Below are 13,894 nucleotides of genomic sequence, written 5' to 3' on the forward strand. Positions count from 1 at the left end.
CGCCTCACATGTCGCGGTAGCGCTTCGCGGCCGCGGTGGCCGCGCGCAGCCCTTCGGCGTCCAGCCGCACCCCGTAGCCGGGGGTGTCCCGCTGGATCCGCCAGCCCTCGGCCAGCGGGCCGAGGTCGACGGCGTCGAAGCCGATCGCGTCGATGAAGGCGACCACCTGCTCCTTGGCCGCCGCGTCGTCACCGGCCACGGCGAGGGCTCGGCGGTGCGGGGTGCCGGCAGGTGATGCGTCCCCGGTGATGTCGGCGGCACCGATGTGGTTGAACGCCTTCACCACCCGGGAGGTGGGCAGGTGGGCCTGCAGCAGCTCGGCGGTCGTCGTCGACTCCTCGTCCAGCACGGCGATCTGCCCGTCGCGCTGCGGGTAGTAGTTGTTCGTGTCGATCACGACCTTGCCGGCCAGCGGCTCGACCGGGACGTCGGGCACCGCCTTCAGCGGGATGGTGACCACGGCGAGGTCGGCCGCGGCCGCCGCGCCGGCCGCCGTGTCGGCCCGCACCTGACCTCGGCGGTCCGGCCTGGCCTCCAGCGCGGACACCAGCTCGGTGAGCGTCTCCGGACCGCGGGAGTTGCTGATGACCACGTCGTGGCCGGCGTCGAGTGCTGCCTGGGCGAGCGCCGTGCCGATGTGGCCGGCGCCGATGATCCCGAGAGTCGTCATGCCGCTCGACAACCCGGCGGGCGCGGTGCGGCTTCCCTGCTCAGCCCAGGTCGTCGGTGGCGAAGGTGTCGCACTGTGCGGGGTCGCCGGTGGCGTAGCCGGTGCTGAACCAGCGCTGACGCTGCTCCGAGGAGCCGTGGGTGAAGGACCCCTCGTCGACGGTGCCACCGCCCAGCTGCTCCTGGATGAAGTCGTCACCGATCCGCCCGGCGGTGTCCAGGGCGCGGGCGATGTCGTCGTCGGTGATGTCGACGATGAGCGGCTCGCCCGTCTCGTCGGGCACCGTCTCGGCGTGGTCGGCCCAGGCGCCGGCGAAGCAGTCGGCCTGCAGCTCCAGGCGCACGCTGCCGCTGGTCGGGCCGGCGTCACCGGGCTGCACCTGCTCGTTGATCCCCAGCAGGTTCTGCACGTGGTGGCCGTACTCGTGGGCCAGGACGTAGGCGTTGACGAAGGCTCCGCCCTGGGCCCCGAACCGGGTCTGCAGGTCGTCGAAGAAGGTCAGGTCGATGTAGACCTGCGCGTCGCCCGGGCAGTAGAACGGGCCGCTGCCGCTGGTGGCCCCGCCGCACGCGGTCTGCACCTGGTCGGAGAAGAAGACGGTGTCGGCCGGCTGGTAGTCCGCGCCGAGGGTGGCGCCCCAGTAGTCCTGGATCGAGTCGATGCTGGCGACGACGGCGCACTCGGCGGAGGTGTTGGCGTCGGCCACCTCGTCGCAGGAGGCGGCCAGCTCGCTGTTGTCGAACGGCTGCCCGGGGCCCTGCCCACCGCCCAGGCCGTCGAAGCCGCCCACCGGTGACGTGCCGCTCCCGCTCCCGCCGCCGAGCACCTGGAACAGGACGACGACGATCAGCCCGACGAGGCCGAGGCCGCCACCGCCCACCGCCAGCCCGCGCCCGCCGCCCCCGCGGCCCCGCCGGTCCTGGACGCCGGAGGTGTCCAGCCGGCCGCTCTCCCGGAACCTCATCGTGCGAAGACCTCCTGGTCCGGGACCGACATGGTGAACGTGACCTCGACCTGGCCGGTGACCTCCTGGGGAGCCGGCTGCAGCTCCAGCGCCGGGACGCCGCCGGGCGCGGAGAAGGCCGCCATGACCATGCCGCCGCCCCGCCCCCCGACGTCGCGGACCTCCACCAGCCCGGTCAGCCGGCCGCCGAGGGCGGTGGCGTAGGCGCGGGCGCGGACGATCGCGTCCTGGACCGCCGCGGTGCGCACCTGCTGGTGCGCGGGGTGCTCGCGGCTGACCCGCCAGTGCGGTCCGTGCACCGAGACGTCGGACAGCCCGGCGACCGCGACGGCCAGCTCACCGGCGGCCCCGACGTCGGCGATCCGGGCGCGGGTGGTGGTGGTCGCCACCGACCCGCTGATCCGGCCACCGTCCCCGGCCTCGGGGAAGGCCGCCACCGCGTCGGTCGAGACGGTGCCCAGGGCGGCCCGGTGCGCGTCGAACAGCGCGGTCAGCTCCTCCTGACGCCCGGCCAGCAGCTCCAGTGCCCGCTCCCGGCGGCGGTCACGCACCTGCACGGTGACCACCAGGTCGGCGGCGTCGGGCAGCACCTCGGCCACCGCCTCACCTCGCACGACGACGCGGGGGCTGTCCGGCGCGGGCTGCATGGGCGTTGCTCCTGGTGATCGGGTCCGTCGGGTCCGGGAGCACTCTGCCGCCGTCGGGCCGGACCCGCACCCCGGCGACCTCACCGGTGGGACGGCGACCGGCCGGTCGCCGTCCTAGGGTCGGGGCATGCCCCTGGAAGGTGAGTACGAGCCGAGTCCGGAGAAGTGGGTCCGCGACCAGGTGGAGGTGTACGAGCGCACCGGCGGGCGGGAGGGCAACACGCTGCCCGGCCGCACGGAGCCGGTCGTCGTCTTCACCACCCGCGGCGCGAAGAGCGGCAAGGTCCGCAAGAACCCGCTGATGAAGGTCGAGCACGACGGCGTCTACGCCATGGTCGCCTCGCAGGGCGGGGCCCCCAAGCACCCGACCTGGTACTTCAACCTGACCACCCACCCCGACGAGGTCACCGTGCAGGACGGGGACCGGGTCTGGGACGGCGTGGCCCGTGAGGTGACCGGCGAGGAGAAGGCGGTCTGGTGGGAGCGCGCGGTCGCCGCCTTCCCCGACTACGCCGAGTACCAGCGCAAGACCGACCGGGAGATCCCGGTCGTCCTGATCGAGCCGAAGCGCTGAGCGGTCGAGCCGAAGCGCTGAGCGGTCGAGCCGAAGCGCTGAGCGGTCGAGCTGGAGCGCTGAGCGGAGACGGCCCGGTCGTCGTCGTCACCGGTGCCAGCGACGGCATCGGTGCGGCGGCGGCCCGCCGGCTGCACCGCGGCGGTGCCCGGGTCGTGCTGGTCGGCCGGTCCCCGGAGAAGACCGCCGCGGTGGCCGCCGACCTGCCGGGCGCGTGGTCGCACACCGTCGACCTGGCCCGGCTGGACGACGTCCGGCGGCTGGCCGCCGAGCTGACCGAGCTGCCCCGCATCGACGTGCTGGTGCACAACGCCGGCGCCTCGTTCGCCCGGCGCGAGCTGACCGTCGACGGGCACGAGCGCACCTTCCAGGTCGACCACCTGGCGCCCTACCTGCTCACCCGGCTGCTGGAGGAGCCCCTGCGCGCCGCGGGGGCCCGGGTGGTCACGACCTCGTCCTTCATGCACTGGGCCGGCGGTGCGCGGCGCGGTCACCTGATCGACAACACCGGCCCGTACCTCGCCACCCGGGCCTACGCCCGGGCCAAGTGGTGCAACGTGCTCCTCACCCGCGAGCTGGCCCGCCGGTGGGCGCCGGAGGTCACCGCCACCTGCTTCGACCCCGGGGCGGTCGCCACGTCGTTCGGTGCGGCGTCCGGCGGGGTCACCGGCCTGGCGTTCCGGACGCCGCTCACCGCCTTCATGCGCACGCCCGCCCAGGGAGCGGACACCCTGGTCTGGCTGGCCACGGCAGAGGAGGGCTGGCGCAACGGCCGCCACCACGCGGACCGCTCGCCCACCTGGACGGCGCCGTCGGCTCGGGACGACGTGCGGGCCCGCGAGCTGTGGGAGGTGTCGGCGCGGCTGGTCGGCCTGCCCGGCTGAGCGTCGGCTCGCGCCCGGCGTCAGGCCAGCTCGGCGACGATCCGGCCGGCGACCGCGTCGGCCAGGTCGGCGTCCTCGCGGGCCCGCGCGCCCAGCAACGCCCAGCCCAGGTCGCCCACCTGGCGCGAGCGACGGCGCCACGCGTCGGCCCGCGGCGTGGGGAACAGCTCCGCCCGGGCGGCGGTGGCCACCTCGTTGAGCTCGATGAGCGCGTGGTGCAGCGCCCGGTCGGCCGGTGAGCCCGGCACTGCCCGGGCGGCTGCCACCAGCCGCTCGGCGGCCCCGGCCACGGTGGCCGGCAGGCGGCGGCTGCCGGCGCGGGCGAAGAGCAGCAGCCCGGCGGCCAGGGCCACCACGATGCCCACCGCGGTCTCCTCGATCCGCGCCGTGATCAGCGCGCTCCCCGGGAGGCCGGGCACCCCCAGGTGGACCAGCAGCAGTGACACCGGCGTGAGGCAGGCGACGGCGACCACGTACTGGTGGGCGATGAACAGCTCCACGCCGACCAGCAGCAGCGCGACCAGGCCCACGGTCACGGCGGTCGGCGGGTCGACCGCGAACACCACCCCGGCGAGGACGGTGCCCACCAGCGTCCCGGTCACCCGGTGGACGGCGCGGGCGCGGGCCTGCCGCGGGTCCGTGCCGAGCAGCACGGCGACCGCCGCGGTCGCGGCCCACCAGGGGCTGGGCAGCCCGAGGAGCACGGCCACCAGGCCGGCCGCGGCCACGCCGAGGCCGGTCCGTGCGGCGGTGGTCGCCCACAGCGGCGTCCGGCGTGGTGCCGGCCGGGCCGGGGGGAGCGGCCCGGTGCCCTCGGCGGTGGCGTCGATCATGGGCAGTGCGCGGGAGAACCGGGCCTCCACACCGGCCAGCTGCGGCCGCAGCGACGGTCGGCGGCGGCTGCCCGCGGCCACCGCGGTCTCGGCCGCCCACACGGCGCGGGCGATCGCACCCGGGCGGGTGGTGCGCAGTGCGCCCTCCTCGGCGCCGCGCACGGCGGCGTCGGCGGCCTGCAGCGCCCGCCGTTCCGGGCCGGCCGGGTCCCACAGCCAGGGCAGCATGACGACCACCCAGCTGAGCACCGCCGCGCCGGCGGCTGCCGCGACGTGCTGGCCGACGACGTCCGGCGCCGACCCCAGCGCGCTGGCGCTGCCACCCACCAGCACCGGTGGCAGCGCCCCGGGCGGGCCGATCCGCCAGACCGCGGTCGCCGCCGTCGCGGCGGCGGCGATCGCACCCAGCGTGAGCACGAGCAGCAGGGGGCGCCCGCCGGTGAGCCCGCCGAGGCCGATCGCCGCGACGACCACCGCGCCGACCCCGGCCGCCACGCCGGCCCGGCGCCGGTAGGGCATCGAGTGCCCGTAGACGGCGGTGAACCCGCCCAGCGCGGCGGCCGAGCCGATCCCCGGCTGGCCGAGCGCGAGCCCGACGGTCAGTGGTGCGGCGACGCTGAAGCCGGCCGAGAGCGCCCGCCGGCGGTTCAGCGACCACAGCACCGCCAGCGGCGGCAGTCGTGGCCCGAGGAGGTGCGGGGCCACCCGGCGCAGCGGGGAGGGGGTGCCGGACACGGCCCCATCGTCGCCTGCGGCGGCCGGCCGCCGCAGGTGACCCGCGGCACCGATCCACCGCCTGGCCAGGTCAGCCTGCCCCTACTTCCACGTGGATGAGAGTGGGGCGACATGGCAGTGGGACGTGCACGTCGATCGGTGGCCGGGGGCCTGGCGCTCGCCGCGGGGCTGGCCCTGGCCGGTTGCGGGAGGGCGAGGAGCTGCTCGCCGACCACCGGGAGCGGGCGGCCGAGGGCGACCTGCTCTTCTACGCCGCCTACGGAGCCGAGGGGGAGTCCGAGCTGGCCGAGCTGACCTCCGGCGGGCTGTGGCGGTCGCTGCCCGCCGCCCAGCGGTGCGACGCCCTGCCGGTCGAGGACGACCGGTGGTTCCTGGCCATCGGACCGCTGGGTGCCGGCCTGGTTCCTCGACGACCTGGCCGAGGTCGCCGAGCAGCGGGTCTGACCGGGGTGGGCCCGGCTCGCGCCGGGCCCACCCGCCGGTTCAGGAGAAGCCGACGACCTCGTGCGGGGTGTAGGGCTCCTCGAGCCGGGCGACCTCCTCGGCGGTCAGCCGCAGGTCGACGGCGGCCACCGCGTCCTCCAGGTGCTGGGCCTTGGTGACCCCGACGATCGGCGCGGTGACCACCGGCTTGCTCAGCACCCAGGCCAGCGCGACCTGCGCCCGCGACACCCCGCGCGCCTGCGCGACCTCGGCCACCCGCTCGACGATCACCCGGTCGGCGTCGTTGTACAGCTTCTTGCCGAACTCGTCGGTCTCCGAGCGGCTCGTCGTCTCGTCCCAGTCGCGGGTCAGTCGCCCCCGGGCCAGCGGACTCCACGGGATCACGCCGATGCCCTCGTCGGCGCACAGCGGCAGCATCTCCCGCTCCTCCTCGCGGTTGAGCAGGTTGTAGTGGTCCTGCATGGAGACGAACCGGTGCCAACCATGCTCGCCGGCCAGGTGCAGCGCCTTGCTGAACTGCCAGGCCCACATGCTGCTGGCGCCCAGGTAGCGCACCTTGCCCGACCGCACGACCGAGTCCAGCGCCTCCAGCGTCTCCTCGATCGGGGTGGCCGGGTCCCAGCGGTGGATCTGGTACAGGTCGACGTGGTCGGTGCCCAGCCGGGTGAGGCTGGCCTCCAGCTCGCGGATGATCGCCGTCCGGGACAACCCGGCGCCGTTGGGTCCCGGCCGCATCCGGCCGTGCACCTTGGTGGCCAGGACGACGTCGTCCCGGTCGGTGAAGTCGCGGATCGCCCGGCCGGTGATCTCCTCGCTGGAGCCGGCCGAGTAGACGTTGGCGGTGTCGAAGAAGGTGATGCCGGCCTCGACCGCCTGCTTGATCAGCTCCCGGCTCTGCTCCTCGGGCAGGCTCCACGGGTGACCGCCGCGGGCGGGGTCGCCGAAGCTCATCATCCCGAGGCAGATGCGGGAGACCTGCAGGCCGGTGGTGCCCAGACGCGTGTGCTCCATGGGGCCTCTCTTCCCGTGCGTTGCCCGGTGCAACCTCAAGGGAGCGTGGCGTGCCGCTGTTCCACCGCGGCCAGGACCTCGGCCGGGAGCTCGGTGAACGGTTCGACCTCCAGCGCCCGGGCCTTCGTCCGTCCGGTGCGCCAGACCCCGACGACCGTGCCCCCGTGCACCACCGTGGGCCGGAAGACGCCGTTGGCGCCCGGCACGATGCGCTGCGCGTGCTCGGCCGGCACGGTGCAGCTGCGGTCGGCGTAGCCGAGCACCAGCTCGTCGAAGCCGGGCAGCAGGTGCACCCACTCGGCCTCGGCGCGGGCCGCGGCGAGCCGGTCGGGTGTCGCCGGGTCCAGCCAGTGGGTGGTGCCGTCGACCTCGAGCCGGTCCAGCCGGTCACCGGCGACCGCGAGCCCGGCCTTCACGTCGCGGACGGGGATGCCGGCCCAGCGGGCCAGGTCCTTGACCGTGGCCGGGCCGTGGCCGGCGAAGAACCGGTGCGCCAGCTCGCCTAGCGCCTCGTCGCGCTGCAGCCGGCGGGGGCTGGGCACCCACTCGTCGAGCAGCACGAACTGCTGGTCGTCGTCCGCGGTCGGCCCCAGCACCAGCGTGCCGGTCTGGGCGAGGTACCAGAGCAGGTGGTAGCCGCGCTGGCCGCTGGTCGGCACCCTGCCGCTGGTCAGCTCGGCCAGCAGCTCCGCCCGGCCCAGCCGCCGTTCACCGGTCAGCGCGGCGACGGCGACCTCGCGGGCCCGCTCGACGTCGGCCTCGGTCAGCTCCAGGGCAGCCCGGCGACCGGCCGCGCCGGCCAGCGCCCGAGGGCCGAGCAGCTCGAGCAGCCAGGGCAGGTCCTCGGCGGCGGTCAGGTGCAGGGTGCCGCGCATCGGCCAGGAGCGCACCACCGCACCGGCGTCGAGCGCGGCGGTGACCCCGGCCCGGGTGCCACCGGCGGTGCGCAGCGCCACCGACAGCAGGGCACCCGGCAGGTCCTGCCCCTGCGCGGCGGTCAGCCAGCGGACCGCCTCCACCGGGGTGGCGCACCGCGGCCCGGTCAACCGCTGCGCGGCCATCCGCAGCAACGACAGCTCTCGGCTCATGCGGCCACCCTGGCAGCCGGGTCCGACGGTCCCGGCCGGCAGTACCGTCGCCGCATGATGGGGATGGGCAACCTCGGTCCCGACGGTCGACGTCGTCAGCGGATCGTCGCCGGCGTCATCGTCGCCGCGATGCTGCTGGCCGCCGGGGCGGTGCTGCTCGGCTCGGTGCTCTGAACAAGCCGTTTGCCCCGCCCGGGAGGATGGGCCCGTGGGCTACGTGGACGTCACCGGTGTCAGGCACACCCTCCCGGACGGGCGGGTGCTGCTCGACGACGTCTCCTTCCGGGTCGGCGAGGGCGCCTGCGCCGCGCTGGTCGGGGAGAACGGCGCCGGCAAGACCACCCTGCTGCGGATCATCAGCGGGGACCTGACCCCCGAGGCCGGGTCGGTGGCCCGCACCGGCGGGCTGGGCGTGATGCGCCAGTTCATCGGCTCGGTGCGCGACGACACCACCGTGCAGCGGTTCCTCGTCGACCTGGCCCCGCCCGCCGTCCGGCAGGCCTGGGACGCCGTCGAGGCCGCGGAGCTGGCGATGATGGAGGCCGACGACGAGCCCACCCAGATGGCCTACGCCAACGCGCTGGCCCACTGGGGCGACGTCGGCGGCTACGACGTCGAGGTCACCTGGGACACCGTCACCGTCGCCGCCCTCGGCATGCCCTACGACGCGTGCAAGTACCGCGAGCTGAACACCCTCTCCGGCGGTGAGCAGAAGCGGCTGGCGCTGGAGTGCCTGCTCCGTGGGCCCGACCAGGTGCTGCTGCTCGACGAGCCTGACAACTACCTCGACGTCCCCGGCAAGCGGTGGCTGGAGGAGCGGCTGATCGAGAGCCGCAAGACCGTGCTGTTCGTCAGCCACGACCGGGAGCTGCTGGCCCGGGTCGCCGACCGGGTGGTCACCGTCGAGGGCGGGTCGGCATGGGTGCACGGCGGCGACTGGGCGAGCTACCCCGCGGCCCGCGGGGCCCGGCACGAGCGGATGGCCGAGCTGCGCAGGCGCTGGGACGAGGAGCACGAGCGGCTGGTCGAGCTGGTGCGCACGCTGCAGCAGCAGGCCAAGAACTCCCCGGCCATGACGTCGACCTACCACGCGATGCAGACCCGGCTGGCCAAGTTCGAGGCGGCCGGCGCACCGCCGGAGCCGCCGCGGGAGCAGCACGTGGCGATGCGGCTGCGCGGGGGTCGCACCGGCGTCCGGGTGGTGATGGCCGAGCAGCTGGAGCTGTCGGGGCTGATGCGCCCCTTCGACGTGGAGATCGAGTACGGCGACCGGGTCGCGGTGCTGGGCTCCAACGGCGCGGGCAAGTCGCACTTCCTGCGGTTGCTGGCCGGGCAGGACGTCGCGCACACCGGCAGCTGGCGGCTGGGCGCCCGCGTCGTCCCGGGCTTCTTCGCGCAGACCCACGCCCACCCGGAGTGGATGGAGCGCACCCTGGTCGACCTGCTCTGGCACGGCGAGCCCGGCAGGCCCGGCGTCGACCGCGGCCGGGCGATGGCCACGCTGCGCCGCTACGGGCTGGCCGACTCCGGGGACCAGCTGTTCCGGTCGCTGTCCGGTGGGCAGCAGGCCCGGTTCCAGGTGCTGCTGCTGGAGCTCTCCGGCGCCACCCTGCTGCTGCTCGACGAGCCGACCGACAACCTCGACGTGCTGTCGGCGGAGTCGCTGGAACAGGCACTGGACGCCTTCGACGGCACGGTGCTGGCGGTGACCCACGACCGCTGGTTCGCCCGCACCTTCGACCGCTTCCTGCTGTTCGGCTCCGACGGTCAGGTGCGCGAGGTGCCCGAACCGGTCTTCGACGAGGCCCGCGTCCAGCGCACCCGCTGAACCCCCTTGCCGGCCGGCGGGCCCACCCGGGACCGTGACGGGATGGGACCCGACGGCACGGACCGCGCCGCTGACCTCGTGCTCGTGCCGTCGGTCGTCGGCCTGGAGGTCGAGGTGGCCCGCCGGGTGGCGGACGCCGCCGGCGTGGCGCTGGCGCAGCCGGACCCGGACGGTCCGCCACTGGGCGCGCTGACCTGGCCGGAGCGGCACCGGGTGGTGGGGCAGCACCCGGCGCCCGGCTCGGTGCTGCACCGGTGGGACAGCCTGGTGGTGCACACCGAGCTCGCGGACGGCGGTGCCGCCGGGGTCCGCGAGCCACGCCGTCCGCACCCCGAACCGCCTGCCGGCCGGGCCACGCCGACCGAGTGAGCAGTTCCGGTCGCTGAAACGGCCGGACGCGCCGAGCCGGACGACCAGGACTGCGCACTCACGCGCGGGCGGACGTTCCCACCCGGGCGGCCACGGGCTGCGTCACAGGTCGGGGTCGAGGGTGCCGTCGCCGCCGATCCGGTCCAGCTCCGCCAGCTCCACCGGACCGAGCACCCGGGCGGCCGCCTGCAGGTTCTGCTCCAGGTGTGCCACCGACCTCGTGCCCGGGATGAGCAGCAGGTTGGGGGAGCGGGCCAGCAGCCAGGCCAGTGCGACCTCCATCGGGGTGGCCTCCAGACGCCGGGCCACCGTCTCCAGCGCGGCCGACTGGATCGGGCTGAACCCGCCCAGCGGGAAGAACGGCACGTAGGCCACCCCCTGGCGGGCCAGCGCGTCGACCAGCGGGTCGTCAGCCCGGTGCACCAGGTTGTAGTGGTTCTGCACGCACACCACCGGGGCGATGCCCTGCGCCTCCGCCAGCATCTGCGGCGTCACGTTGCTGACCCCCAGGTGCTTGACCAGCCCCTGCTGCTGCAGCTCGGCGAGCGTCTCGAACGGCTCGGCCAGGGAGCGCTGCACCGGCTCGGCGAACCCGGGCATCCGCAGGTTCACCACGTCCAGCGCCTCGACGCCCAGGTGCTCCAGGTTGTCGTGCACCGCCTGGCGCAGCTCGTCGCGGGACAGCGCCTCGGGCCACTCGCCCTCCGGCGTCCGGCGGGCACCGACCTTGGTGACGATCGTCAGGTGCTCGGGGTAGGGGTGCAGCGCCTCGCGGATGATCTCGTTGGTCACGTGCGGGCCGTAGTAGTCGCTGGTGTCGATGTGGTCGACGCCCAGCTCCACCGCGCGGCGCAGCACCGCGATCGCGCCGTCCCGGTCGGCCGGCGGACCCATCACGTGCGGACCGGAGAGCTGCATGGCGCCGTAGCCGATGCGGTGCACCGAGCGGTCGCCGAGGGTGGACTGTCCGGACTTCTCCGCCGTTGTCGTCATGCCGGTCGCACTACCCCCGAGGGCGCCGGACAGTCAGAGGACGACGGGAGCGCCGCCGGCGGGCAGCCCGTTGACCGGCGCCAGTGCGCGCTGCCAGGCGGCGACGTCGGCGTCCACCCGCGCCAGGTGCCAGTCGGCCTCGGCGGCTAGCGCCGCCCGCTCGGCGCGCTCGGACCGGATGGCGACCACGGCGATCCCGGTACCGGCCAGCGCGAGCGCCGCACCGACCCAGATCGGGGCGGTGTAGCCCAGCCCGGCGGACAGGACGCCCGCACCGAGCGCTGCCCCCAGGGCGTTGGCCAGGTTGAAGGCGCCCTGGTTGGCCGCCGACACCAGGCTCCCGCCGGGCACCCGGGCCGCCTCGATCACCCGGTTCTGCACCACCGGGCCGAGCGCGAAGGCGAGCGTGCCGAACAGCACCAGCACCGGGACGGCGATGGCCGGGGTGTCCGCCACCAGGGCGAAGAGCACCAGGGTCGCTGCGGTGGCGACCAGCCCGACCGCGACGAAGGACAGCCCCCACCGGTCACCGAGCCGGCCGCCGACGAGCGTGCCGACCGTGGTGCCCACCCCGAACAGCCCCAGCACCGGGGTGACCCAGCCCTCGGAGAGGCCGCCGAGCTCGGTGAGGATCGGGCTGACGTAGCTGTAGACGGAGAACAGCGCGGCGAAGCCGATCATGGTCAGCCCCAGCACCAGCCACACGCCGCGGCGGCGGAAGGCGCCGAGCTCGCTGCGCAGGTCGGTGCGCTCGCCGGCGACCGCGGGCATCCAGGCCAGCAGGCCGGCGATGGTGACCAGCCCGATCACCGCGACGGCGGCGAAGACGACCCGCCAGCTCAGCTGCTGGGCCACGAACGTGCCCAGCGGCACGCCGACGACGTTGGCCAGGGTCAGCCCGGTGATCATCAGCGAGATCGCCTGGGTGGCCTTCTCCTTGGGCACCAGCCGGCGGGCGGCGACCGCGCCGACGCCGAAGAACGAGCCGTGCGCGAGCGCGGCGAACACCCGGGCGGCGACCAGGGCCCCGTACCCCGGGGCGAACGCGGAGAGCAGGTTGCCGACGGTGAACAGCACCATCAGGCCGATCAGCGTCTGGCGTGGGGTGAACCGCACGCCCAGCGCGGTCAGCGTCGGCGCGCCGATCACCACGCCGATCGCATAGGCGGAGATGAGCAGGCCGACCGCCGAGACGGAGACGTCCAGCCCCTCGGCGATCTCCGGGAGCATGCCCATCACCACGAACTCGGTGGTGCCGATGCCGAAGGCACCGATGGCGAGCGCGAGCAGGGCGCGGGGCAAGGCGGGGCTCCTCAGGGGCTGCTGCGAGGGGGACGGCGCGTGGGGCGCCTCCTCCAGCCAAGAGCAGCGGGCACCGGATCGCTGCCCCCAGCGGGCATGAACCTGGTCACGTCGCCCCAGCGGTCACATGCCGCGGGCCGCGGACCGGTGCGGGTCACCGGTCCGCGGCCCGTGCGTCAGGGCGGGGCGGGTCAGGGCTGGAGCAGCACCTTCACCGCGCCGTCCTGCTTCTGCCGGAAGGACTCGTAGGCCTGCGGGGCCTGCTCCAGCGGCACCCGGTGGGTGGCGAAGTCGTCCACGCCCAGCGGGTCGGCGTCGGTGAGCAGCGGCAGGATGTCGGGCACCCAGCGCCACACGTTGGCCTGGCCCATGCGCAGCTCGATCTGCTTGTCGAACATCCGCATCAGCGGCACCGGGTCGGTCGCGCCGCCGTAGACGCCGGACAGCGAGACGGTGCCGCCCCGGCGCACGGCCTCGATCGCGGTGTTGAACGCGGCCAGCCGGTCGATGCCGGCCACCGTCATCACCTTCTCCATGATGGCGTCGGGCACCAGCGCGCTGGCCTTCTGGGCGAGCTTGGCGCCGGGGGAGCCGTGCGCCTCCATGCCCACGGCGTCGATCACGGCGTCCGCGCCGCGGCCGTCGGTCTTCTCCCGGATCGCGCCGACGACCTCCTCCTGCTCCGTCGACGCGATCACCTCGATCCCGCGGGCCCGCGCCCGGGCGATCCGCTCCGGGACGACGTCGGAGGCGATCACCCGGTAGCCGAGGTGGGTGGCGATCCGGGCGGCCATGTCACCGATCGGGCCGAGCCCGAGCACCAGGACGGTGCCGCCGGGCGGGGGAGCGGCGTACTGGACGGCCTGCCAGGCGGTGGGCAGCACGTCGGAGAGGTAGACGAACCGGTCGTCGGCGGGGCCCTCGGGCACCTTGATCGGCAGCGTGTTGCCGAAGGGCACCCGCAGGTACTCGGCCTGGCCGCCGGGGACCTGGCCGTAGAGCTTCGTGTAGCCGAACAGCGAGGCGCCCATGCCCTGCTCGCGGTTCTGGGTGGTCTCGCACTGGCTCTGCAGCCCCTGGCTGCACATCCAGCAGGTGCCGCAGGAGATGTTGAACGGCACGACGACCCGGTCGCCGGCCTTCAGCTCGGTCACCCCGGCACCGACCTCGCGCACCACGCCCATCGGCTCGTGGCCCATCACGTCGCCGACGGTCATGAACGGGGCCATGACCTCGATCAGGTGGAGGTCGGACCCGCAGATGCCGCTGGAGGTGATCTCCACGATGACGTCGGTCGGGTCCTGGATCGTCGGGTCGGGGACGGTGTCCACCCGGACGTCGTCCCGGCCGTGCCAGGTCACTGCGCGCATGTGTGCTCCTCGAGTCGTGGGGCTCCGGACGGCCGCGACAGGGTCTGCAGGCCCGTTCTCCGTTGCGTGACGTTCCTCGCTCGTACCCGTCACGGCGCGTTCAACTCATCAGCCGCACGCACACCTGACGTCACGGAGGGTGTCCGTTTGGCAGGAAGTGTTGTGAGCCTCGCCACTTGACC

General features: G+C 74.8%; 13 protein-coding genes. 4 read left to right on the forward strand and 9 right to left on the reverse strand.

What is annotated here, in order from left to right; translation table 11 throughout:
• Positions 1 to 4 precede the first annotated feature (4 nt).
• The 3 genes from HLA93_RS04470 to HLA93_RS04480 are packed head-to-tail and all read right to left on the reverse strand — an operon-like array spanning position 5 to position 2,281.
• Positions 5 to 670, reverse strand: a complete 666-nt coding sequence (locus HLA93_RS04470; protein WP_222193099.1) for an NADPH-dependent F420 reductase — start codon at positions 668 to 670, stop codon at positions 5 to 7.
• 40 nt (positions 671 to 710) lie between these two features.
• Entirely contained in the window at positions 711 to 1,634 is a 924-nt protein-coding gene (gene ypfJ / locus HLA93_RS04475; protein ID WP_222193100.1) for a KPN_02809 family neutral zinc metallopeptidase, read from the reverse strand.
• Complete coding sequence (locus tag HLA93_RS04480) at positions 1,631 to 2,281, reverse strand: SIMPL domain-containing protein (RefSeq protein ID WP_222193101.1); 651 nt, start codon at positions 2,279 to 2,281, stop codon at positions 1,631 to 1,633. Before HLA93_RS04480 ends, ypfJ begins: the two co-directional genes overlap by 4 nt.
• A gap of 127 nt (positions 2,282 to 2,408) precedes the next feature.
• Between HLA93_RS04480 and HLA93_RS04485 the strand changes: the two genes are divergently transcribed.
• Together HLA93_RS04485 and HLA93_RS04490 are read left to right on the forward strand one after the other, a co-directional pair.
• A complete protein-coding gene (locus tag HLA93_RS04485) occupies positions 2,409 to 2,855 on the forward strand; it encodes a nitroreductase family deazaflavin-dependent oxidoreductase (protein WP_222193102.1) in 447 nt (148 codons plus the stop codon).
• The gene (locus HLA93_RS04490; RefSeq protein ID WP_222193103.1) at positions 2,759 to 3,739 is read left to right on the forward strand and encodes an SDR family NAD(P)-dependent oxidoreductase; all 981 of its coding nucleotides are present in this window, start codon (positions 2,759 to 2,761) and stop codon (positions 3,737 to 3,739) included. Before HLA93_RS04485 ends, HLA93_RS04490 begins: the two co-directional genes overlap by 97 nt.
• A 20-nt stretch (positions 3,740 to 3,759) precedes the next feature.
• Here the strand turns inward: HLA93_RS04490 and HLA93_RS21775 are convergent, their stop codons facing one another.
• From HLA93_RS21775 to HLA93_RS04505, 3 genes are all read right to left on the reverse strand, one after another.
• On the reverse strand, positions 3,760 to 5,307 hold the full coding sequence (locus HLA93_RS21775; RefSeq protein WP_222193104.1) for an FUSC family protein: 1,548 nt from the start codon (positions 5,305 to 5,307) through the stop codon (positions 3,760 to 3,762).
• A 483-nt stretch (positions 5,308 to 5,790) separates the two neighbouring features.
• Positions 5,791 to 6,762 carry an aldo/keto reductase gene (locus HLA93_RS04500; RefSeq protein WP_222193105.1) on the reverse strand — a complete coding sequence of 324 codons (972 nt, stop codon included), beginning with the start codon at positions 6,760 to 6,762 and terminating at the stop codon, positions 5,791 to 5,793.
• Positions 6,763 to 6,797: 35 nt separating this feature from the next.
• A complete protein-coding gene (locus HLA93_RS04505; protein ID WP_222193106.1) occupies positions 6,798 to 7,850 on the reverse strand; it encodes a winged helix DNA-binding domain-containing protein in 1,053 nt (350 codons plus the stop codon).
• 208 nt (positions 7,851 to 8,058) lie between these two features.
• Between HLA93_RS04505 and HLA93_RS04510 the strand changes: the two genes are divergently transcribed.
• Both HLA93_RS04510 and HLA93_RS04515 read left to right on the forward strand, forming a co-directional pair.
• Positions 8,059 to 9,678: an ABC-F family ATP-binding cassette domain-containing protein gene (locus tag HLA93_RS04510; RefSeq protein WP_222193107.1), complete on the forward strand. Its 1,620-nt coding sequence runs from the start codon at positions 8,059 to 8,061 to the stop codon at positions 9,676 to 9,678.
• 42 nt (positions 9,679 to 9,720) lie between these two features.
• Complete coding sequence (locus HLA93_RS04515) at positions 9,721 to 10,047, forward strand: PASTA domain-containing protein (protein ID WP_222193108.1); 327 nt, start codon at positions 9,721 to 9,723, stop codon at positions 10,045 to 10,047.
• 102 nt (positions 10,048 to 10,149) lie between these two features.
• Here HLA93_RS04515 and HLA93_RS04520 read toward each other — a convergent pair whose 3' ends face one another.
• The 3 genes from HLA93_RS04520 to HLA93_RS04530 form a co-directional block, all read right to left on the reverse strand.
• Positions 10,150 to 11,040 carry an oxidoreductase gene (locus HLA93_RS04520; RefSeq protein WP_222193109.1) on the reverse strand — a complete coding sequence of 297 codons (891 nt, stop codon included), beginning with the start codon at positions 11,038 to 11,040 and terminating at the stop codon, positions 10,150 to 10,152.
• Positions 11,041 to 11,073: 33 nt separating this feature from the next.
• Positions 11,074 to 12,342, reverse strand: coding sequence for an MFS transporter (locus HLA93_RS04525; RefSeq protein ID WP_222193110.1), 1,269 nt, complete (start codon positions 12,340 to 12,342; stop codon positions 11,074 to 11,076).
• 191 nt (positions 12,343 to 12,533) lie between these two features.
• Entirely contained in the window at positions 12,534 to 13,712 is a 1,179-nt protein-coding gene (locus HLA93_RS04530; RefSeq protein ID WP_222193111.1) for a zinc-dependent alcohol dehydrogenase, read from the reverse strand.
• Positions 13,713 to 13,894 lie beyond the last annotated feature (182 nt).

The organism is Modestobacter italicus, from assembly GCF_019799965.1.
Classification (GTDB): domain Bacteria; phylum Actinomycetota; class Actinomycetes; order Mycobacteriales; family Geodermatophilaceae; genus Modestobacter; species Modestobacter italicus_A.

What these genes read in the sequence shown, in the direction of transcription:
- HLA93_RS04480 (WP_222193101.1), bottom strand. Translation starts at nt 2,281, where the DNA reads ATGCAGCCCGCGCCGGACAGCCCCCGCGTCGTCGTGCGAGGTGAGGCG.
- HLA93_RS04530 (WP_222193111.1), bottom strand. Translation starts at nt 13,712, where the DNA reads ATGCGCGCAGTGACCTGGCACGGCCGGGACGACGTCCGGGTGGACACC.
- HLA93_RS04500 (WP_222193105.1), bottom strand. Translation starts at nt 6,762, where the DNA reads ATGGAGCACACGCGTCTGGGCACCACCGGCCTGCAGGTCTCCCGCATC.
- HLA93_RS04515 (WP_222193108.1), top strand. Translation starts at nt 9,721, where the DNA reads ATGGGACCCGACGGCACGGACCGCGCCGCTGACCTCGTGCTCGTGCCG.
- HLA93_RS04520 (WP_222193109.1), bottom strand. Translation starts at nt 11,040, where the DNA reads ATGACGACAACGGCGGAGAAGTCCGGACAGTCCACCCTCGGCGACCGC.
- ypfJ (WP_222193100.1), bottom strand. Translation starts at nt 1,634, where the DNA reads ATGAGGTTCCGGGAGAGCGGCCGGCTGGACACCTCCGGCGTCCAGGAC.
- HLA93_RS04485 (WP_222193102.1), top strand. Translation starts at nt 2,409, where the DNA reads ATGCCCCTGGAAGGTGAGTACGAGCCGAGTCCGGAGAAGTGGGTCCGC.
- HLA93_RS04470 (WP_222193099.1), bottom strand. Translation starts at nt 670, where the DNA reads ATGACGACTCTCGGGATCATCGGCGCCGGCCACATCGGCACGGCGCTC.
- HLA93_RS04505 (WP_222193106.1), bottom strand. Translation starts at nt 7,850, where the DNA reads ATGAGCCGAGAGCTGTCGTTGCTGCGGATGGCCGCGCAGCGGTTGACC.